The sequence below is a fragment of the Priestia sp. JNUCC 25 genome (genome assembly GCF_053667915.1).
This window is the reverse complement of sequence record NZ_CM132211.1, coordinates 4,329,281-4,349,898: the sequence shown is the minus strand read 5'-3', so window position 1 is coordinate 4,349,898 and position 20,618 is coordinate 4,329,281. Positions and strand designations below refer to the sequence as shown.

Annotated in this window: 22 protein-coding genes; 19 read left to right on the top strand and 3 right to left on the bottom strand. The window is 38.2% G+C overall.

Features of this window, described 5'->3' with window-relative positions; translation table 11 throughout:
- The first annotated feature begins 2 nt into the window (after positions 1–2).
- The 17 genes from JNUCC25_RS22855 to JNUCC25_RS22775 all read left to right on the top strand — a co-directional run bounded on the left by JNUCC25_RS22855 (position 3) and on the right by JNUCC25_RS22775 (position 16,021).
- Positions 3–977: a PhoH family protein gene (locus tag JNUCC25_RS22855; RefSeq protein ID WP_013059230.1), complete on the top strand. Its 975-nt coding sequence runs from the start codon at positions 3–5 to the stop codon at positions 975–977.
- 63 nt (positions 978–1,040) lie between these two features.
- Complete coding sequence (locus JNUCC25_RS22850) at positions 1,041–3,149, top strand: HD family phosphohydrolase (RefSeq protein ID WP_454223287.1); 2,109 nt, start codon at positions 1,041–1,043, stop codon at positions 3,147–3,149.
- A complete protein-coding gene (gene ybeY / locus JNUCC25_RS22845; protein ID WP_029320165.1) occupies positions 3,146–3,616 on the top strand; it encodes an rRNA maturation RNase YbeY in 471 nt (156 codons plus the stop codon). Before JNUCC25_RS22850 ends, ybeY begins: the two co-directional genes overlap by 4 nt.
- A complete protein-coding gene (locus JNUCC25_RS22840) occupies positions 3,600–3,971 on the top strand; it encodes a diacylglycerol kinase family protein (protein WP_029320167.1) in 372 nt (123 codons plus the stop codon). Before ybeY ends, JNUCC25_RS22840 begins: the two co-directional genes overlap by 17 nt.
- A 91-nt stretch (positions 3,972–4,062) precedes the next feature.
- Positions 4,063–4,461, top strand: a complete 399-nt coding sequence (locus JNUCC25_RS22835) for a cytidine deaminase (protein WP_013059226.1) — start codon at positions 4,063–4,065, stop codon at positions 4,459–4,461.
- Positions 4,454–5,359 (top strand): GTPase Era, encoded by a 906-nt coding sequence (gene era, locus JNUCC25_RS22830; RefSeq protein ID WP_013059225.1) that lies wholly within the window; start codon positions 4,454–4,456, stop codon positions 5,357–5,359. The genes JNUCC25_RS22835 and era overlap by 8 nt, the downstream gene beginning before the upstream one ends.
- A gap of 155 nt (positions 5,360–5,514) precedes the next feature.
- A complete protein-coding gene (locus JNUCC25_RS22825; RefSeq protein ID WP_014458193.1) occupies positions 5,515–5,658 on the top strand; it encodes a YqzL family protein in 144 nt (47 codons plus the stop codon).
- A gap of 27 nt (positions 5,659–5,685) precedes the next feature.
- Positions 5,686–6,450 carry a DNA repair protein RecO gene (gene recO, locus JNUCC25_RS22820; protein WP_014458194.1) on the top strand — a complete coding sequence of 255 codons (765 nt, stop codon included), beginning with the start codon at positions 5,686–5,688 and terminating at the stop codon, positions 6,448–6,450.
- Between the two features lie 258 nt (positions 6,451–6,708).
- Positions 6,709–7,347: a helix-turn-helix transcriptional regulator gene (locus JNUCC25_RS22815; RefSeq protein WP_025750542.1), complete on the top strand. Its 639-nt coding sequence runs from the start codon at positions 6,709–6,711 to the stop codon at positions 7,345–7,347.
- Positions 7,348–7,380: 33 nt separating this feature from the next.
- Complete coding sequence (locus tag JNUCC25_RS22810) at positions 7,381–8,184, top strand: pyruvate, water dikinase regulatory protein (protein WP_013059222.1); 804 nt, start codon at positions 7,381–7,383, stop codon at positions 8,182–8,184.
- Positions 8,185–8,495: 311 nt separating this feature from the next.
- Positions 8,496–8,966 (top strand): YaiI/YqxD family protein, encoded by a 471-nt coding sequence (locus JNUCC25_RS22805; RefSeq protein ID WP_078082176.1) that lies wholly within the window; start codon positions 8,496–8,498, stop codon positions 8,964–8,966.
- Between the two features lie 41 nt (positions 8,967–9,007).
- A complete protein-coding gene (gene dnaG, locus JNUCC25_RS22800) occupies positions 9,008–10,816 on the top strand; it encodes a DNA primase (RefSeq protein WP_016765586.1) in 1,809 nt (602 codons plus the stop codon).
- A gap of 65 nt (positions 10,817–10,881) precedes the next feature.
- Complete coding sequence (gene rpoD / locus JNUCC25_RS22795; RefSeq protein WP_013059219.1) at positions 10,882–12,015, top strand: RNA polymerase sigma factor RpoD; 1,134 nt, start codon at positions 10,882–10,884, stop codon at positions 12,013–12,015.
- A gap of 383 nt (positions 12,016–12,398) precedes the next feature.
- On the top strand, positions 12,399–13,538 hold the full coding sequence (locus JNUCC25_RS22790; protein ID WP_013059218.1) for an acyl-CoA dehydrogenase family protein: 1,140 nt from the start codon (positions 12,399–12,401) through the stop codon (positions 13,536–13,538).
- 131 nt (positions 13,539–13,669) lie between these two features.
- Positions 13,670–14,029, top strand: coding sequence for a cytochrome c550 (cccA, locus tag JNUCC25_RS22785; RefSeq protein ID WP_013059217.1), 360 nt, complete (start codon positions 13,670–13,672; stop codon positions 14,027–14,029).
- Between the two features lie 169 nt (positions 14,030–14,198).
- Positions 14,199–14,903: a tRNA (adenine(22)-N(1))-methyltransferase gene (locus tag JNUCC25_RS22780; protein WP_454222501.1), complete on the top strand. Its 705-nt coding sequence runs from the start codon at positions 14,199–14,201 to the stop codon at positions 14,901–14,903.
- A complete protein-coding gene (locus JNUCC25_RS22775; protein ID WP_078082175.1) occupies positions 14,900–16,021 on the top strand; it encodes a Nif3-like dinuclear metal center hexameric protein in 1,122 nt (373 codons plus the stop codon). Before JNUCC25_RS22780 ends, JNUCC25_RS22775 begins: the two co-directional genes overlap by 4 nt.
- Before the next feature lie 47 nt (positions 16,022–16,068).
- Here JNUCC25_RS22775 and JNUCC25_RS22770 read toward each other — a convergent pair whose 3' ends face one another.
- On the bottom strand, positions 16,069–17,019 hold the full coding sequence (locus JNUCC25_RS22770) for a 4-hydroxy-3-methylbut-2-enyl diphosphate reductase (protein WP_013059214.1): 951 nt from the start codon (positions 17,017–17,019) through the stop codon (positions 16,069–16,071).
- Between the two features lie 128 nt (positions 17,020–17,147).
- Positions 17,148–17,861, bottom strand: a complete 714-nt coding sequence (locus JNUCC25_RS22765; protein ID WP_223272395.1) for a YqfQ family protein — start codon at positions 17,859–17,861, stop codon at positions 17,148–17,150.
- A gap of 176 nt (positions 17,862–18,037) precedes the next feature.
- Between JNUCC25_RS22765 and JNUCC25_RS22760 the strand changes: the two genes are divergently transcribed.
- Positions 18,038–19,357, top strand: coding sequence for a DEAD/DEAH box helicase (locus JNUCC25_RS22760; protein ID WP_013059212.1), 1,320 nt, complete (start codon positions 18,038–18,040; stop codon positions 19,355–19,357).
- A 28-nt stretch (positions 19,358–19,385) separates the two neighbouring features.
- Positions 19,386–20,273, top strand: coding sequence for a deoxyribonuclease IV (locus tag JNUCC25_RS22755; protein ID WP_454222498.1), 888 nt, complete (start codon positions 19,386–19,388; stop codon positions 20,271–20,273).
- A 49-nt stretch (positions 20,274–20,322) separates the two neighbouring features.
- On the opposite strand, the gene JNUCC25_RS22750 is transcribed toward JNUCC25_RS22755, so the two are convergent.
- Positions 20,323–20,574, bottom strand: coding sequence for a DUF2624 domain-containing protein (locus tag JNUCC25_RS22750; RefSeq protein ID WP_013059210.1), 252 nt, complete (start codon positions 20,572–20,574; stop codon positions 20,323–20,325).
- Between the last annotated feature and the right edge of the window lie 44 nt (positions 20,575–20,618).

Below are 20,618 nucleotides of genomic sequence, written 5' to 3'. Positions count from 1 at the left end.
GAATGTCAGAACAGCTAGTAACAATTAACGTACAACTTGATGATTCAAACGAAGCCATTTCATTATTTGGCGTACAAGATGCGAATTTAAAGCGAATTGAAGAAGAAATGCAGGTCTCTATCATTTCAAGAGGTGAGACTGTTGTAGTCTCCGGAAGTACAGAAAATGTTCAGCTAGTGGAAGAAATGCTTAAAAAGTTACTGAACATTATCCGAAAAAATATTTCCATATCTGAACGAGATGTTGTGTATGCGGTTCAATTAGCTAAGAAAAATTCTCTCGAGTTTTTTGAAGATGTATATGAAGAAGAGATTGGTAAAAATGTAAAAGGTAAGACTATTCGTGTTAAGACATTAGGACAAAGTCAATACATTTCGGCTATTAAGAAAAATGATTTGGTATTTGGAATTGGGCCTGCTGGTACCGGTAAAACGTATTTAGCCGTTGTCATGGCCGTTAATGCTCTTAAAAATGGTCACGTACAGCGTATTATTTTAACACGTCCTGCTGTTGAAGCAGGTGAAAGTCTTGGCTTCTTGCCAGGAGATTTGAAAGAAAAAGTAGATCCGTACTTGCGGCCTCTGTACGATGCATTACATGATGTATTAGGAACAGAACATACGCAACGCCTAATCGAACGCGGAGTTATTGAAATAGCACCCCTTGCTTATATGCGAGGTCGTACACTAGATGATGCGTTTGTTATCTTAGACGAAGCGCAAAACACCACGATGGCGCAAATGAAGATGTTTTTAACACGACTAGGATTTGGGTCTAAAATGGTGATTACAGGAGATATTTCACAAATTGATTTACCAAAAGGAGCTCAGTCTGGTCTAGCGGCTGTCTCGAAAATCCTGACCAATGTTAAAGGTATTTCGTTTGTTCACCTAGAACAGTCAGATGTTGTGCGCCATCCACTTGTGGGACGCATCATTCAAGCGTACGAACAAGCTGACCAAAAGACCCTTTCTTAATAGGGTCTATTTTTTGTAAAAGGGGGTACGTTTGTGTCAACGTTTCGGATAATCAAGCAAACAATGGCACAGATCGAGCGATTACGGTTAATTCAAATTGGGTTATATGCCTTGTTAGGTGTAATGATGTTTGCGTCTATGTATAGCAATGTAAAGCCGCAGGAATTAGATCTCAGATTACTATCTATTTCCCCGCAAACCATTTACTCACCCGTTACCATTGAAGATAAAGAGAGCACAGAGAAAAAACGGGCAGAGGCAGAACAAGCCGTTGAAGATGTGTATACACAAAAAACAGAATACGCACAGAACCAAGTCGATCTTGTTGCATCTATTTTTGATGCGATGATGGAAGTTAATACAGAATATGAAAAAGAAGATCATGAAGATGACAGTATCGATGCCGTATTAAAAACCAAACAAAAAATGCTAGAGGACAAGCTTCCTGAAGACATTCAAAAAAACTTGCCAAAGGATACCATTAAGCAGCTGCTTCAGTCTTCTAACAGTGATTTATCGATTGCGAAAGATGCTGTAGTCACAGCCGTTCATCATGTGATGAAAGATCAAGTGAAGATTAGCGATGTAGAAGAGAAAAAAGATCAAGTAGAAAGTCAGCTTGTTTACACCAATGTCAGCAATTCCCTAAAAGATTCAATGAATGCAATTGCTAAATTCGCTATCATTCCAAATGTGATTTATGATCCACAAAAAACAGCTGAAAACCGTCAAGCAGCTGTGGAAAAAGTGGAGCCTGTCCGAATCAAACAAGGCCAGATTATTGTAGAAGAAAATCAGCTTATTAATCCTGATATATATCGTCAGCTCCAGCTCGCGGGATTGTTGAATAATAAAGGATCTATTCAGCCTTTTGCGGGGTTAGCTTTGCTGATTGTAATGATGATAGCGGGCCTCATTTACTATTTGCGTGAATTTCACACCAAGACATATCAGCCCTTGCTGTTGTATGTATTGGTAGCAACCATTACGATTGGCCTCATGAAAATCTTAAGCTTGTTTCAGCAAATTGATTTATCGGAAATTGGTTTCTTAGCTCCTGTTGCGGTGGGAGGTTTGCTGATTCGAATTTTAATGGATGAACGCATTGCTATTTTATCAAGCATTGTATTTGCTATTTGTGGAAGCATTATTTTTAATGGTGAATTGACAACCTCGTTTAATATGAACATTGGGATCTACTTTTTCATTAGCAATATTGCTGCTATTTTATTTTTAAGCAGGCAGCACAGACGTTCACGGATTTTGCAGGCAGGTCTATTTGTGGCTATGGTAAACGTAATTATCAGCTTTGCTATTATTTTTATTAAAAATGGCCAAATCGGCACTGTAGAGCTTGGCTATTACAGCATGATGTCAATTGCATCTGGTGTTATCGCTTCCGTTTTAACTATAGGTTTGCTTCCGTTTTTTGAAAGTGGATTTGGCATTTTATCTACGATGAAGCTGATTGAATTATCGAGTCCTAATCATCCGCTATTACGCAAAATCTTAACCGAAACACCTGGAACATACCATCACAGCGTAATGGTGGCAAACTTATCTGAAGCGGCGTGCGAAACGATAGGAGCTAACGGTTTATTAGCGAGAGTCGGGGCTTATTACCACGATATTGGTAAAACGAAGCGACCGCAGTATTTTATTGAAAATCAAATGAATATTACTAATCCGCATGATAAACTAAGTCCTAAGACTAGTAAAAATATTATAATCGCACATGCTACAGATGGAGCTACCATTTTGCGAAATCACAAGTTTCCAAAAGAGATTGTAGATATTGCAGAGCAGCATCACGGAACGACTCTGCTTAAGTTTTTCTATCATAAGGCACTTGAACAAACAGAAGAAAAAATTGATGAAAAAGAATATCGCTATCCTGGACCAAAGCCTCAGTCGAAAGAAGCAGCGGTTATTTGCATAGCTGATAGTGTAGAAGCAGCCGTGAGGTCAATGTCCAATCCGACTCCTGAAAAAATTGAGAACTTGGTGCGAAATATTATTAAAGATCGCTTGCAGGATGAGCAGCTTAGCGAGTGTAACGTAACGCTCAAGGAGCTAGAGTTAATTCGCCAAGCACTATGTGAAACTTTAAATGGGATTTTTCATTCCCGAATCGAATATCCAGAGATAAAAAAAGAGAAGGTGAAGGTATGAGTTTAGTTATTGATTTTATTGATGAAACAAACGAAGTAAGTGAAGAACAGCAAAAAGAGCTTGAAAAGCTGCTTGAAGCCGCTGCTATATATGAAAATCTGCAAGAGGATGCAGAAGTGTCCGTTACATTTGTGGATAATGATCGAATTCAAGAAATCAATCATCAATACCGCCATAAAAATCAGCCAACGGATGTAATATCGTTTGCGCTAGAAGAAATGGGCGAAGATGAAATGCAAATTATCGGAGATGAGTTGCCAAGAGTCCTAGGGGACATTGTCATTTCGATTCCAAAAGCTCATGAGCAAGCAGAAGAATACAATCACTCGTTTATGAGGGAGCTAGGATTCTTAACGGTTCACGGTTTCTTGCACTTGCTTGGATATGACCATGAAACATCAGAAGATGAAAAAGAGATGTTTACACGTCAAAAAGATATTTTAGAACAATATGGACTCTCGCGATAAAAAGTGGATAGCTAAAGTTGTCAGTAGCTTTGGTTATGCAATAGAAGGGTTTATCTATGTGTGTAAAACACAGAGAAATATGCAAATTCACGTAGTAGCTTCTTTCATCGTCCTTTTCTTAGGCGCCGTGCTGTCAATTACATCTGGTGAATGGATGGTTGTGCTGCTTCTGATTGCAGGCATGTTCAGCTTGGAGTTAATGAATACAGCGGTTGAGAAAGTTGTCGATTTAGTTTCTCCTGAATATCACATACTAGCAAAACACGCAAAAGATGCAGCCGCAGCCGCGGTGTTGGTCTATGCGTGTTTTGCTGTCCTTATAGGAGGAATTATTTTCTTAAAGTATTTGTTTTAAAAAGGATTCTTTTTGGTTCTTTACACCCCCGTGGTATAATAAAAAAGGACAAGTTAAAAGACATGTAGAAGCGCAAAAGGAGAGCGGATAAATGGATAAGACCGGACTGATTGATGAGGCAAAAAAAGCTCGTGAAATGGCTTATGTACCGTATTCAAAATTTAAAGTTGGTGCAGCTTTATTGACGAAAGATGGAAAGGTTTATCGCGGCTGTAATATTGAAAATGCAGCTTATAGCATGTGCAATTGTGCTGAGCGTACGGCTTTATTTAAAGCCTATTCAGAAGGAGATAAAGAGTATGCAGCACTTGCTGTAGTAGCTGATACTGATCGTCCTGTTTCTCCGTGTGGAGCATGCAGACAAGTAATCTCTGAGCTTTGTCCAAAAGAAATGAAAGTTATATTAACCAATTTAAAAAATGACATACAAGAATTAACTGTGGAAGAATTACTTCCAGGAGCATTTTCATCGGAGGATTTACATGAGTAATAATGAATTTAAGTCAGGTTTTGTTTCAATTATTGGAAGACCAAACGTAGGGAAATCAACTTTTTTGAACCGAGTAATTGGTCAAAAAATTGCGATTATGAGTGACAAACCGCAAACAACTAGAAATAAAATTCAGGGTGTGTACACGGAAGATCAGGCGCAGATTGTGTTTATTGATACACCAGGGATTCATAAACCTAAGCATAAATTAGGCGACTTTATGATGAAGGTAGCGCAAAATACGCTTAAAGAAGTAGATTTAATTTTATTTATGATTAACGCAACAGAAGGCTTAGGTCGAGGCGATGAATTTATTATCGAGCGTTTAAAGGATACAAAAACGCCTGTTTTCCTTGTGATTAATAAAATTGATGAAATTCATCCAGACGAATTGTTTTCAATTATCACGAATTATAAAGACTTATATCCTTTTGCTGAAATTGTGCCAATTTCAGCTTTACAAGGAAATAACGTGGAGCGTTTGCTTGATCAAATTAAGCAGCGATTGCCGGAAGGTCCGCAATATTATCCGGCAGATCAAGTAACAGATCACCCAGAGCGCTTTATTATTACGGAATTAATTCGTGAAAAAGTACTGCATGCAACGAGGGAAGAAATACCTCATTCTATTGCCGTTGTGATGGATTCTATGCAAAGACGAGATAATGGTGCTGTTTACGTGGGCGCTACAATTATCGTCGAAAGAGATTCACAAAAAGGGATCGTAATTGGAAAGCAAGGAAAGATGTTAAAAGAGGTAGGAAGAAAAGCAAGAGCAGACATTGAAGCCCTTTTAGGTTCAAAAGTATTTTTAGAACTATGGGTAAAAGTGCAAAAAGATTGGCGAAACCGAGCGTCGCATCTCCGTGACTTTGGATTTAGAGAAGACGAATATTAATCATTTGAGTTCTTGTTTGCGTCGATTTATATCCCTTCATAAAAGAAGGTAATTTGTAAAAAATTGTGTTACATGATTTTACGTCGGAAGGCTATTCTAAACATAAGGAATTGAAATATGTATCTGATCTTTATGGTTAGAAAGGTGGGAGTTCTATGTTGAATTTTACTTGGAACATTTTTTCACAAACAGGTAGCATTGATACTTATCTCATTTTTAAGGAACTTGAAAATGAAGTGAAAGAAAGACCCGAAACATATGAGGACAACAGCGAAAGTCTCAATTCTCCCTTGTCTTAGCCTTCTGTAAGATGGCGGTGATGATGATTGTTTAAAAAGTGTGAAGGAATTGTCATTCGAACGAATGATTACGGTGAATCAAATAAAATTGTCACCATTTATTCACGTGAACTCGGAAAAGTGGGTCTCATGGCAAGAGGGGCAAAAAAGCCCAGTAGTCGCTTAGCTTCCGTCACACAATTATTTACGTATGGATACTTTTTTATACAAGCAGGTTCAGGAATGGGTACTCTCCATCAAGGAGAAGTTATCTCATCTATGAGAAGCATACGCGAAGATATCTTCACAACAGCGTATGCTTCTTATATTCTTGAATTAACAGATAAAGCTACTGAGAACAATAAACCAAATCCATTTCTATTTGAACTGCTGCACCAAACCATTCATTATATGAACGAAGAGTATGATGCAGAGATCTTAACATTTATTTATGAAATGAAAATGTTAAACGTACTAGGTCTTCATCCTACATTAAATGAATGCGCAGTCTGCCACCGAGGTGAAGGAACATTTCATTTTTCCATTCGAGAAGGCGGGTTTATTTGTCATCGATGCTTAGAAAAAGATCCTTATCATTTGAAAATTAGTCCGATGACGGTTAAACTATTAAGGCTATTTTATTACATTGATTTAAAGCGATTAGGTTCTATTTCTGTTAAGCCCGAAACAAAAAAACAATTAAAGTTCGTAATTGATCAATATTACGAAGAATATTCAGGATTGTTTTTAAAAACAAAGCGGTTTTTGAATCAGATGGAGTCTTTAAAACAATCGCTGTCTGATGAGAAATAGAAAAGATAATCAGTGATATGCAAGGAATTGCTGTCGCTAGGGTGCCTCGTAGTGTGTAGGGGACACCCTTTTTACTGTGGAGCGAAGGGGTAGCTTCGCTTATTGTAAGCGTAATGCCTGCTTTTTTTGAGAAGCCGTGGTAAAATAAACGGCATTCTAAAAAGATAAAATGCTAAAATTAATAAGTTATAGCTTTTACTTTTGCTTAAAAAGTATATAATGTTTTATAAATAGTATGTCACATTTAATGATTAGGTGGTGAGTACAATCGAACTGAACAAACGACAAGAACAAATTTTGCAAATTGTCAAAGACGAAGGCCCTATTACAGGCGAGCATATTGCAGATCAGCTTAGCCTTACGCGGGCAACACTAAGACCGGACTTGGCTATTTTAACAATGGCTGGTTATTTAGAAGCGCGACCGCGCGTAGGTTACTTTTACACAGGTAAAACAGGAGCACAGCTTCTTACAGATAAAATAAAAAAAATACAGGTGCAAGAATATCAGTCTATCCCGGTGGTTGTGAACGAAAATGTGTCGGTATATGATGCTATTTGTACAATGTTTCTAGAAGACGTGGGGACCCTTTTTGTAGTGGATGAGAAATCCCAGCTAGTGGGGGTACTGTCGCGTAAAGATTTATTGCGCGCGAGTATCGGAAAGCAAGAGCTCACATCTATTCCTGTTCATATTATCATGACGAGAATGCCCAACATTACATATTGCTATCGCGAAGATTTGTTAATTGATATTGCTAAGATCTTAATTGAAAAACAGATTGATGCTATGCCCGTTATTAAAGAGGGAGACGGCAATTTTGAAGTGGTGGGACGCATTACCAAAACAAATATTACAAAATTACTAGTAGCATTAGCAAATGATGAAGTATTATAAGTGAAAAAGGATTAAAAAGGGGATGCACAAAATATGAACAACCCATGTCTTTATGTCATTTCGGATTCTGTAGGTGAGACAGCTGAACTAGTTGTAAAGGCTGCATCAAGTCAGTTCAATATGACAGACTTTGTAATTAAAAGAGTACCTTACGTAGAGGACATCGCAACACTTTCAGAAGTGGTTTCAGTAGCGAAGATGAACAACGCTATTATTGGCTTTACGCTAGTAAAGCCCGAAATGAGAGAATTTTTAATTCAAGAAGCGTCCAAGAACGGGGTAGAGGTATTTGATATTATTGGACCTTTAATTGATAAAATTCAATCTTCTTATCAACTTTCTCCTCGCTATGAGCCTGGAATGGCCAGAAAATTAGACGAAGATTATTTTAAGAAAGTAGAAGCGATTGAATTTGCAGTGAAATATGATGATGGGCGTGACCCGAGAGGCATTCTTAGAGCGGATATTGTATTAATCGGTGTATCAAGAACATCTAAAACACCTCTTTCTCAATTTTTAGCACACAAGCGTTTGAAAGTAGCCAATGTTCCGATTGTACCTGAGGTAGATCCACCAGAAGAGCTGTTTCACGTATCACCTGAGAAGTGTATAGGACTTACTATTAGTCCTGAAAAGTTAAACGATATTCGTAAAGAGCGTTTAAAGTCTCTTGGGCTAAACGATAAAGCAATTTATGCTAATATTGGCCGTATTAAAGAAGAACTTGAATTTTTCCAAGGGATTGTAGATAAGATTGGCTGTGAAGTGGTGGACGTATCCAACAGAGCCGTAGAAGAAACAGCTGGTATCATTCTCAATACCATCAAAAAGAAATAAACGATGGATCTCCTCTGTGCGTGACATAAAGGAGATTACTTTCTTATGTTGGTATGCTGTAAGCCTAAGAAAATATCCCAAAGATGAATATGACAGAACTTTTAAAAACAAGTGACTTTGGTATAGAAAATATAGGTTGTTTATATTATAATAAAAAATTGTGATAAAAAAGAATAGTTTTAGGTTTAGACTTTGTTAAGAACGAATAAACTATTTATATAAAAGTCAAGTCAAAATCGAAAAAAGTATTCGACAAATGCCATCTACAGGAAATAACAAATTGTTAGAAGGAATCTCTGGAGGGATGTAGAATACAGAGTTATAGCAAAAGAAAAAGTAAAGTTTTTGTCGATGCTGATGCATGCCCTGTTAAAGCAGAAATCGTTGAACTTACACATACATATGACATCGATCTTGTGTTTGTTGCTTCCTATGCTCACATGCAAACAAATCCTACACCAGGAAAATGGGTCTATGTGGATGCAGAAAAGGAAGCCGCAGATTTATATATTTTAAATCACGCAGTCAAGCAGGATATTGTCGTAACTCAAGATACTGGCTTAGCAAGCATGTTAGTAAGTCGAGGGGTTTACGCACTGTCTCCTCGTGGAAAGTACTATAATGACGACGAAATGAATACGGTGCTTTTCTTTCGTTATGTTTCTGCAAAAGAGCGACGGTCAGGCCATCATACTAAAGGCCCAAAGGCATTTAGTGAAGAAGATCGCCAGCATTTCATTCAAGCTTTTGAAAAAATGTTGTCGAAACTTGCAGGAATTTAGCACTTAGTGAAGAATATTATATGAAATACGGAGCTGTTACTATGGCAAATCGAATTCCTGATGAAGTAATCGACCGTATTCGGCATTCAGTAGATATTGTCGACGTCATAAGCGATTATGTACAACTAAAAAAACAAGGGCGCAATTATTTTGGACTCTGTCCGTTTCATGGGGAAAGCACACCGTCTTTTTCAGTATCGCCTGATAAACAAATTTATCATTGCTTTGGATGCGGTGCAGGAGGGAATTCATTTTCATTCATAATGGAATTAGAAGGACTGTCCTTCACGGAAGCAGCTCAGCAGCTTGCTGAAAAAGGAGATATTCCTTTCGAACATGAGATACATCCTCATGAAGAAGATAATCAAAAGCCTAGCAATAAAATGATTGAAGCACACGAGCTTTTAAAGAAATTTTACCATCATTTATTGGTAAATACAAAAGAAGGCCAAGATGCTTATGATTATTTAATAAATCGAGGGTTTTCACGAGAAATTATCGATGAATTTGAGATAGGTTTTGCTTTAGATTCGTGGGAATTTGTAAGTAAGTTCTTAACAAAACGTGGGTTTAATCCGCAAGAGATGGAACATGCAGGTTTAATCATTAAACGCAACCAAGATGAAACGTACTTTGATCGTTTTCGTGATCGAATTATGTTTCCTATTGCTGACTTGCAAGGCAAAACAATTGCATTTTCAGGGCGTCTACTAAAAGAGATAAAAGGGCAGCCTAAATATTTAAACAGTCCCGAAACTTCTATTTTTAACAAAAGTCGCACACTCTACAACTTTCACCGCGCTAAAAAACATATACGCAAAAATCAGCAGGTTATTTTATTTGAAGGATTTGCAGATGTTATTTCGGCTGTTAAAGCGGGGTGCCCGAACGCAATTGCAACAATGGGAACTGCCTTAACAGAAGAACAAGCCAAGATTATTCGCCGAAATGTAGAGTCCGTTATCATTTGCTATGATGCAGATTCTGCTGGAATTGAAGCAGCGCACAAAGCAACTGCTATCTTAACAAATGTGGGTTGTACCGTTAAGATTGCTGTGATGCCGGATGGTTATGACCCGGATGATTATATTAAAGAATACGGGGCAGAGAAGTTTCAAAATGATGTTATTAATAGCAGCTTGACCTTTATGGCATTTCAAATGAGGTATCTCCGCCGAAAACGAAATCTACAAAATGAATCTGAACGTATGCAATACATTGAAGACGTTTTGAAAGAAATAAGCCTCCTTACGAAAGCTGTAGAGCGAGATCATTATTTACGCCAATTGGCACAAGAGTTTTCCATTTCATTAGATGCGCTTAAAGAACAGCAGTATCAAGTGTATCGAACTGAAAAAAAGAAAAAGGATAATGATTCTCCAAATCGAAATAATATAAATAGACAACCAGTCGTAAAGAGAAGCTTATTACCGGCTTATCAAAATGCAGAACGTTTTTTGATCGCTCATATGTTGAAAGATAAGGATGTAGCATTTAGAATTCAAGACCGACTTCAAGGTCAGTTCAATGTCGAGGAACATCGTGCGCTTGTTCTATATTTGTATGCTTATTACGAGGAAGGACACGAGCCTAATCCGAGCGGATTTATCGAACGGTTGCCCGAGTCTTCGTTGTCTAGTCTAGCTTCAGAATTGGCGATGATGTCAATCAATGATGAATTGTCGGAGCAAGCTTTGAATGATTATATCCAAACGATATTGATTTACCCACAAAGGGTAGCGATAGAAAAAAAAGAAGCAGAAAAGCAAGAAGCAGAGCGTCAAAAAGATTATTTAAAAGCTGCGACAATAGCAATGGAAATTTTACAGTTAAAAAAAACGTTAAAATAAACGATATTGCGTATTAGTCCCACTTTTAGAAGGTTTTCCTTAAAATTTTGGAAGGAGGGGATCTGATGGCTGAAAAATCAGCTCAATCAAAACAACTTGATTCAGATTTAACAATTGAACAAGTAAAAGATCAATTGACCGAAATCGGAAAAAAACGTGGTGTGCTCACATACGAAGAAATTGCAGAGCGTATGGCGAACTTCGAAATTGAATCCGATCAAATGGATGAATATTATGAATACCTTGGAGAACAAGGTGTTGAAGTAATGAGTGAATCTGAAGCAAATGATGACGATGCCGATCCCGATATTCAAGAACTGTCAAAAGAAGAAGAGTTTGATTTAAATGATTTAAGTGTACCTCCTGGTGTGAAAATTAATGATCCAGTTCGTATGTACTTAAAAGAAATCGGACGCGTTGACTTATTGTCAGCAGAGGAAGAAATCAATTTAGCAAAACGTATTGAAGAAGGCGATGAAGAAGCGAAACGTCGTCTTGCTGAAGCAAACTTACGTCTTGTTGTAAGTATCGCTAAACGCTATGTCGGGCGCGGTATGCTGTTTCTTGATTTAATTCAAGAAGGAAACATGGGTCTTATTAAAGCGGTAGAAAAATTTGATTATCGCAAAGGTTATAAATTCAGTACGTATGCGACATGGTGGATTCGTCAAGCTATTACTCGTGCAATTGCTGACCAAGCAAGAACGATTCGTATTCCCGTTCATATGGTTGAAACGATTAACAAGCTAATTCGTGTTCAACGTCAGCTTCTACAAGATTTAGGTCGCGAACCATCTCCTGAAGAAATTGCAGAAGATATGGACTTAACACCAGAAAAAGTTCGTGAAATCTTAAAAATTGCTCAAGAGCCGGTTTCCCTTGAAACACCAATTGGTGAGGAAGATGATTCACATTTAGGTGACTTCATTGAAGACCAGGATGCAACATCACCTTCTGAACATGCTGCATATGAATTATTAAAAGAGCAGTTAGAAGACGTCCTTGATACGTTAACAGATCGCGAAGAAAATGTTCTTAGACTCCGCTTTGGTCTGGACGATGGACGTACGCGTACGCTTGAAGAAGTAGGGAAAGTATTTGGCGTAACGCGTGAGCGTATTCGTCAAATTGAAGCTAAAGCGCTTCGTAAGCTTCGTCACCCTAGCCGAAGCAAACGTTTAAAAGATTTCTTAGAATAGATAAAAGCGTAAATAACGGTTATGAGATAGCTTCTTTCCTAGAGGAAAGGGGCTATCTATTTTTTATGGAATAAATTTCATAAAAACGCATTTTGAAGAAGTATATTGATTTTTTTACCAACTTTTCTTCTTTCATATATTTTACTGAATTGTCCTTCGTTTTGCAAATGCTCCTTTATATTCTTTTGTTACAGAGCATAAGCTGTTCAAATTCCTTTTAAACATCCGAAAAATGGAATCGCTATCATTTTATTCATGCTTTGATTAGTACTTCTCTATTATAACATGAAAAAATTAAAACGTTTTAAAAGTTGAGAAAATTTACAAAAATGAATTATAATTAAATAATGTAAGCGTATACATTTTTTTTAGGGGGAATAAAAATGAATTTTGAATTAACCAATGAACAAAAGATGATTCAACGGACGCTCAGAGAGTTTTCAGAAGCGGAAGTAGCACCGAATGCACTAGAGCGCGATCGAAGTAAGCAATTTCCGCTTGATGTTTTTAAAAAGTTAAGTGAGCTTGGTGTAATGGGTCTTCCTTTTCCTGAAGAGTATGGAGGCGGAGGAGCAGATACGGTTAGTTTTGCTATTGTCGTAGAGGAATTAAGTAAAGCTTGTGGCTCTACAGGAATTACATACTCAGCTCATGTTTCGCTCGGGGGGGCACCTATTTATTTATTCGGAACAAAGGAGCAAAAAGAACAGTACCTACCTGCTTTATGCTCTGGGGAATCTTTTGGAGCGTTTGGTTTAACCGAACCGAACGCAGGAAGTGACGCGGGGGGAACGGAGACCGAAGCAGTGTTGAAGGATGGAACATTTAGGATTAATGGAAGTAAATGCTATATTACGAATGCCAGCTATGCAAAGTTTTTAGCTTTAACGGCTGTTACAAATCGTACAGAAGGTAAAAAAGAAATTTCAGCTATTATCGTGCCTACAGAAGCTCGAGGTTTTACTGTAATAGACAATTACGAGAAAATGGGTCTACATGCTTCAAATACAACTGAACTCGTTTTAGAGGATGTTGAAGTGCCTGAAGAGAATTTACTCGGTGTAAGAGGAGAAGGCTTTAAACAATTTCTAATGACGCTTGACGGGGGAAGAATTGGAATTGGAGCAATGGCCGTTGGAATCGCTCAAGCGGCTTATGAAAAAGCACTGTCATATGCGCAGGAAAGAAAGCAATTTGGGAAAGCTATTTCATCGTTTCAAGCGATTCAGTTTAAATTAGCTGATATGGCCATGAAAATTGAGTTAGCAAGAAATATGGTGTATAAAGCAGCGTGGTTAAAAGACCAAGGAAAGCCATTTACGAAAGAAGCTGCTATGTGTAAACTGTATGCTTCTGAAATTTGTATGGAAGTAGCCAGTCAAGCTGTTCAGATTCATGGAGGATACGGCTACATGAAGGAGTATCACGTGGAGCGGTATTTACGAGATGCCAAGCTTTTAGAAATTGGAGAAGGAACTTCAGAAATTCAGCGCTCGGTTATTGCAAGGCAAATTGGCTGTTAAGATACGCAATAAGAAATTAGTTAATTATGTAAATAAAACCCTTTCACTTATGAGCATTTTCAAGTAAAATAAAAGTGCTTATACTATTTTGTTATTTCTAGGGATGGGAATACATAAAGGGGGTATAGTGAGTGAAGCGAAATCCGCTAATACCATTTTTATTAATTGCGGTAATTGGGATTGCTTTAATGTTAACGCTTTCGTTCAACGGATTGAACAATGCAAAAGAAATCGCGGCTGAAAAAGAAGGCGGTGGCGCGGAACAGCAGGCTTCAGCTAAACCAGAAGAAATTTATCAAAAAACTTGTATTGGTTGTCACGGTGATCAGTATCAAGGTGGAGTAGGTCCTTCGTTAAAAGGAATTGGGAAAAAAGTTTCTCAAGACGAAATTGCAGATATTGTTGTAAACGGTAAAGGAAACATGCCGCCTGGGCTGGTTCCTCCGGAAAAAGCGAAGGAAATGGCTAAATGGGTATCAGAAATTAAATAGAGTTCAGAAACATGATTTTCTGGAAAGCCGCTCATTTATAAAGCAGGCTTTTTTTTTATGGTTTTTTTATAAGCATTCGGCTAAAAGGAAAACATGAAGAGAAATAGGAATCATGCAGCTATCTATGTTAAAATAATGAACAGTAATCACATAGAGAATAGGTGACAAAATGAATGAATTAAACTTATCAATAAGACTTGAAGAAGTAGTAAAGTCGATTCCTTTGGGAGCAAAGATAGCAGACATTGGCTCAGATCATGCATACTTGCCGTGTTTTGCTTATTTAAATGGATATATTAGCGGTGCCGTAGCAGGAGAAATTACAGAAGGTCCTCTTCAATCTGCTATTCAGCAGGTGAAAAAAACAAGCTTAACGGACGTTATTGACGTTCGAAAAGGAAACGGCCTAGAAGTAATATCACCGAATGAAGTAGACTGTATTACAATCTGCGGAATGGGCGGAACGCTTATTACGATGATTTTAGAAGAAGGAAAGGCGAAACTAGAAGGAGTAAAAAGACTTGTATTTCAGCCGAATATTGGTTCACATCATATTCGCAGCTGGCTGATTCAACACAACTGGGAAATCATTGATGAAAAAATCATCGAAGAAGACGGTCGTATGTATGAAGTCATCGTCGCTGAACCTGGAAACGCCTTAGCTCCTTATAACGGTGAAGTGGAAGCCGGTGTGTTAATGGGCCCTATTTTAAAAGAAAAGCGCTCTTCTGCTTTTACGACAAAGTGGACGTATGAACTAAATCATCTTAAACAAATTGTCAGCCAAATGGAGCAGGCTCAGTCCGAGGAAAGCAAAGCAAAACTTCAAAAACTTACCCAAGACATCTCATTAATTGAGGAGGCGTTAAAATGAGTAAAATCCCTAACGGATTTCAAGTAATTGAAGCATTTGAATCATTTTCTCCCAAGCATTTAGCGGTTGAAGGAGATAAAATTGGTTTACAGATTGGAACGTTAAACAAGCCTGTAAAAAAAGTAATGGTAACGTTAGATGTTCTTGAAACGGTCGTAGACGAAGCGATTGAAAAACAAGTGGATTTAATTATTGCTCATCATCCTCCTATTTTTAGACCTCTAAAACAAGTGGTTACAGATCGTCCTGAAGGGCGTATTTTAGAGAAATGCATCAAACATGATATTGCTGTATATGCTGCTCATACAAACTTAGATATAGCTAAAGGTGGAGTAAATGACTTGTTGGCCGAAGCATTGGGGCTACAAGAGACAAAAGTGCTGGTTCCAACAACGTCTATTCAGCTGAAAAAGCTTGCTGTATTTGTTCCTTCAAATCATGCTGAAGCAGTGCGCACAGCTATTTGTAATGCGGGAGCTGGACATGTGGGTCTTTACAGCGACTGTACGTTTTCAACTGAAGGGGAAGGCACATTTAAACCTTCTTCAGAAGCCAATCCATACATTGGTTCAAAAGGAGAGTTAGAACGTGTAAATGAAACAAAAGTTGAAACTATTTTTGAAGCGGGTCAACAAAATAAAATTATTCGTGCCATGCTCAGTGCTCATCCTTACGAAGAAGTAGCCTATGACATTTATCCAGTGGAACAAACGGGCGAGACGCTTGGACTTGGACGAATTGGTAAGTTAAAAGAAGAGATGACGTTAAAACAGTTTGCCGCTCATGTTAAACAAGCATTGGATGTGGACGGTGTTAGAGTAGTAGGGGCTATGGATGCCACAGTGAAAAAAGTAGCTGTTCTTGGTGGAGATGGAAACAAATATATTACAAACGCAAAATTTAGCGGAGCAGATGCCTATGTAACAGGTGATTTGTATTTCCACGTTGCGCATGATGCAATGGCAATGGGCTTAAACGTTGTAGATCCTGGTCATCATGTTGAAAAAGTTATGAGACAAGGTGTAACGCGTGTATTAAACAGTCTTTTTGATGCGAAAAACTTTGAGTGTGAAGTATTTGATTCAAAAGTAGACACAAACCCATTTACGTTTATGTAACAAAAAAAGAAGGTGTTGACGAATGTCAACACCTTCTTTTGCGTCTATTAAGACGATTTTTTTGTTCGAACTTTTGGTAAAATCTTTGAAAGAGGCACGCTTTTTTCACGTGTCCATGTTGTTTCATCTTCCGGATCAAACTGATCTAGAAAATTGATGACCTCTTTTGTGATTGGAGTAGGGGTAGATGCGCCTGCCGTAACAGCTACGGTTTTCGCGTTCATCAACCATTCGATCTGAAGTTCTGAGATGTCACCGATACGATATGCCTCAGTGCCGGCAATCTCCATTGATACTTGAGCTAAACGGTTTGAATTGTTACTTTTAGGATCTCCTACTACAATTGTAACATCTGCTTCACCTGCTTGCTCGGCTACAGCTTCTTGGCGAACTTGTGTAGCTAAACAAATTTCCTTGTGAACTTCAGCGTGCGGATATTTTTCTTTTACCTTTTCCATTACTTCTGCAACGTCCCACTGACTCATTGTTGTCTGATTTGTTACAATGATTTTCTCACGTTGAATATTTAAATGGGCTACGTCTTCTGCTTTTTCAATTAAATGAACGATATCTGGCGCGATACCAAGTGCACCTTCTGGCTCAGGATGATTTCGTTTTCCGATATAAATAACGTCATAGCCTTCTTTTTCTTTTTGGCGAATAAGGTCATGGGTTTTTGTAACATCCGGACATGTAGCATCGATTGTTGTTAAGCCTTTTTCTTTTGCTCGTTCTTTTACTTCTGGAGATACTCCGTGCGCAGTAAAAATAACGGTTCCTTCATTTATTTGGTCTAAGATTTCCAGGCGATTAGCACCGTCCAGTGTGATAATGCCGTCCTCTTCAAACGCATCTGTAACGTGTTTATTATGAACAATCATTCCTAAGATATAGATTGGTCGAGGCAATGATTTATCTAAAGCGGCGTTTCGTGCAATGACCATTGCGTCTACTACACCATAACAATAGCCGCGCGGTGCAATTTTAATAACTTTCATTTCAATTTCCTCCTCATCATAATCCTGACGAGCAATTCAACTCGCTTCTATTATATAAAAGAGGAAGGAAGAATACAAAGATATTCTTTTTTTGCTCACTGTATTTCCTTAAGGAATCAGCAGATTTATCAAATATAAAGTTTTGGTTTAGACACCCGATCTCTGGATGAATGTTCAATTTCTTCTTCAAAGAAATCCAGCTCATCATCGGATGAATCCGTGCTTTCTGCGCCTGCTGATAAAACCTTACTGTCTTTACTTTCATCCGTTTCAGAAACCTCTGTTCCTTCTGCTTCGAGTACTTCATCTGTGTCATCACTTGAGCGCAAGGCCTGATAGATTTTCCATAGAGAAGGAGCATTTTTGACAAGAGGTCCGTATTGTTGAATCATAGGTCCCATCGTTTCCGCTGCTTTTAGTACTCGCTGAACATTCCCCATCATGGAGCTCAAGTTAGCAGGGTTCGTTAATCCTTGCAAACCTCCAAGCAGGGAAGAAGAGTTAGTCGCTCCTGCAGCACCTTGGGCTCCTGAAAGTCCAGAAAACAAAGAACCTCGAGGAGCAGCTGCAGCCGCTTGTTGAAATGGTATGTTTCTATTTCCGCCTCTTCGGAATAGGCGAGTTAAGAAGTTACCTCCTCCACGGTTCAGGCCTTGCTGATTCGGGTAAAATGATTGTTGAGCATTTGTTTGCTGGGCAAAGTTACGAAACTGCTGTAATGGATTAAATTGGCCAAAGTTACCAGGTTGTTGCCCAAAGCCGTTTTGTGGTGGCATTCCTGGCATCATTCTTCTTTGCATACCGGGTGGAAATGGTGGTCTTCGCTGTAGCAAAGGACGCACCTCCTTTAGTAAAGTAGATTTTCTTTTACTATCGTATGCAACTCGCGATAAAATGTTTTTGAAACAGGTAATAAGTTTTAGTAATATGAATGAGAAGTAGTCACAGAAGGAAAAATCGATTATAATCATATATTGTGCCTTAAAAGATGAACGTGAATGTAAAAAAGGAGACTATTATGGAAAAAACAAACTTTGAACGTTTTGAGTTTCAACCATTTTTAATAGAAGCAATTAAACAATTAGGTTTTTATCAGCCTACAGAGATTCAGGAGCGCTTAATTCCTTCCGTTTTAAAAGGGGAAAGTGTAATTGGTCAGTCGCAAACAGGGACCGGCAAAACACACGCTTATTTATTGCCTTTACTTGAAAAGGTAGACCCTAAAAAAGAAGAAGTACAAGTTGTGATCACCGCTCCAACTCGTGAGCTTGCTTCTCAAATTTATCAAGAAGTATTAAAGCTAACAAAACACAGTGCTGAAGGAGAGGAAATTTCAGCAAAATGTTTTATCGGCGGTACAGATAAGCAGCGTACAATCGACAAATTAAAGAAGCAGCCTCAAGTTGTTGTAGGAACACCGGCTCGTTTGTTTGATTTAGTAAATGAAAAAGCGTTAGTTGTGTATACAACAAAGGCGTTAGTAGTAGACGAAGCTGATTTAATGCTTGATATGGGATTTTTAGAAGATGTGGACCGTTTGGCAAGCAACATGCCTGAAAAATTACAGATGCTTGTTTTTTCGGCAACTATTCCTGAAAAATTAAAGCCATTCTTAAAAAAATACATGGAAAATCCAAAATTTACGCATGTTTCGCCGAAGCAAGCAGCAGCAGCTAAATTAGAGCATGTATTAGTTCCACTGCGTCATCGTAACAAGTTTAAGCTGCTGCATGATATGCTTATTTCGTATAATCCTTATTTAGCTATCGTCTTTACAAATACAAAGAAAATGGCGGACGAAGTAGCAGATGACCTACTGTCTAAAGGCTTAAAGGTAGGAAGAATTCACGGAGACTTATCTCCTCGTGACCGTAAGAAAATGATGAAGCAAATTAATAATTTAGAATTTCAATACGTAGTAGCGACAGATTTAGCAGCTCGCGGTATTGATATTGAAGGAATTTCACACGTCATTAACTTTGAGCTTCCTTCAGATCTAGATTTCTACATTCACCGCGTAGGACGTACAGCTCGTGCCGGTCATTCTGGCATTGCTGCTACAATCTTCGATGTGGAAGATGAAGATGCAGTAAATAAGCTGGAGAAAATGGGAATCGAGTTTGTAAACAAAGATCTTCAAAAGCAAGAATGGGTTTCCATCGATGACCGTAACCGCCGTAAAAAGCGTGTGAAGAAAGCGGATGAAGTGGGAGAAGAGGCACATCGCTTTATTCAAAAGCCGAAGAAAGTAAAGCCTGGCTACAAGAAAAAACGTGCTCGTGAAATTACAAAGTATGTGCAAAAGAAAAAGCGTAGTGAAAGACGCAACAATCGTTAATCGCAATAGGTTAGAGGTGTAAAAAGGAATGTTGAAAATTGGTTCTCACGTATCGATGAGCGGCAAAAAGATGCTTTTAGGAGCAAGTGAAGAGGCAGCTTCTTACGGAGCAAATACGTTTATGATCTATACAGGCGCTCCACAAAATACTCGTCGCAAAAAGATTGAAGAGCTTAATATTGAAGCTGGTCTTTTGCATATGAAAGAGCATGGAATGACAGATATTGTTGTACATGCTCCCTATATCATTAATCTAGGAAATACAACAAAGCCCGAAACATTTGAGCTTGGAGTAGATTTCTTAACGTCTGAAATTCAGCGCACCCATGCTCTTGGCGCAAAGCAAATTGTTCTTCACCCAGGAGCTCACGTGGGTGCTGGAGCAGATGCCGGTATTCAGCAAATTATCAAAGGTCTAAACGAAGTGTTGACAGCTGATCAAGAAGTTCAAATTACGCTTGAGACAATGGCTGGAAAAGGAACAGAGTGTGGAAGAAGCTTTGAAGAAATTGCCCAAATTATTGATGGCGTGACGCACAATGAAAAGCTCTCTGTTTGTTTTGACACATGTCACGTACATGATGCTGGTTATGATATCGTTCAAGACTTTGACGGTGTATTAAATGAATTTGACAAAACCGTAGGAATACAGCGAATTAAAGTGCTTCACATCAATGATAGTAAAAATGTATGCGGTGCTCGAAAAGACCGCCATGAAAATATTGGATTTGGTGAAATCGGATTTGGTTCACTGAATTATATTGTTCATCACCCAGCGTTTACAGAAGTTCCTAAAATTCTAGAAACTCCTTATGTAGGAGAAGATAAGAAAAATAAAAAAGCGCCATATCAGTTGGAAATTGATATGATTCGTGCACAAAGCTTTGATTCAGAGGTAAAACAAAAGCTTATGTAATTTCATATGTGGTTGAAAGAGGTCATGTCTATAGACATGACCTCTTCTTTTACATCAACTGCTGAAATAATTCATTCACTCGTCTGGCAGTTTCACGATCTGTTACTTGAGCAATTTGTTTGATTAAATTTCGGCGCTCTTCAAGGTTATAAATATTTACGGGCTGCTGTCTAATGACGGATACAAGGGTATGTGCCTGCTGATCTGTAATGGGGATGTTGTATTGTTTGCTATACTTTAAAAGCTCTTTCGGGGTAATGTTGTTTACTTTCTTATTGACAATCTGCTGTACAATTTTCATATGATTACCTCCTCGTCATATACAGTTTATGAATAAAAAAGAAA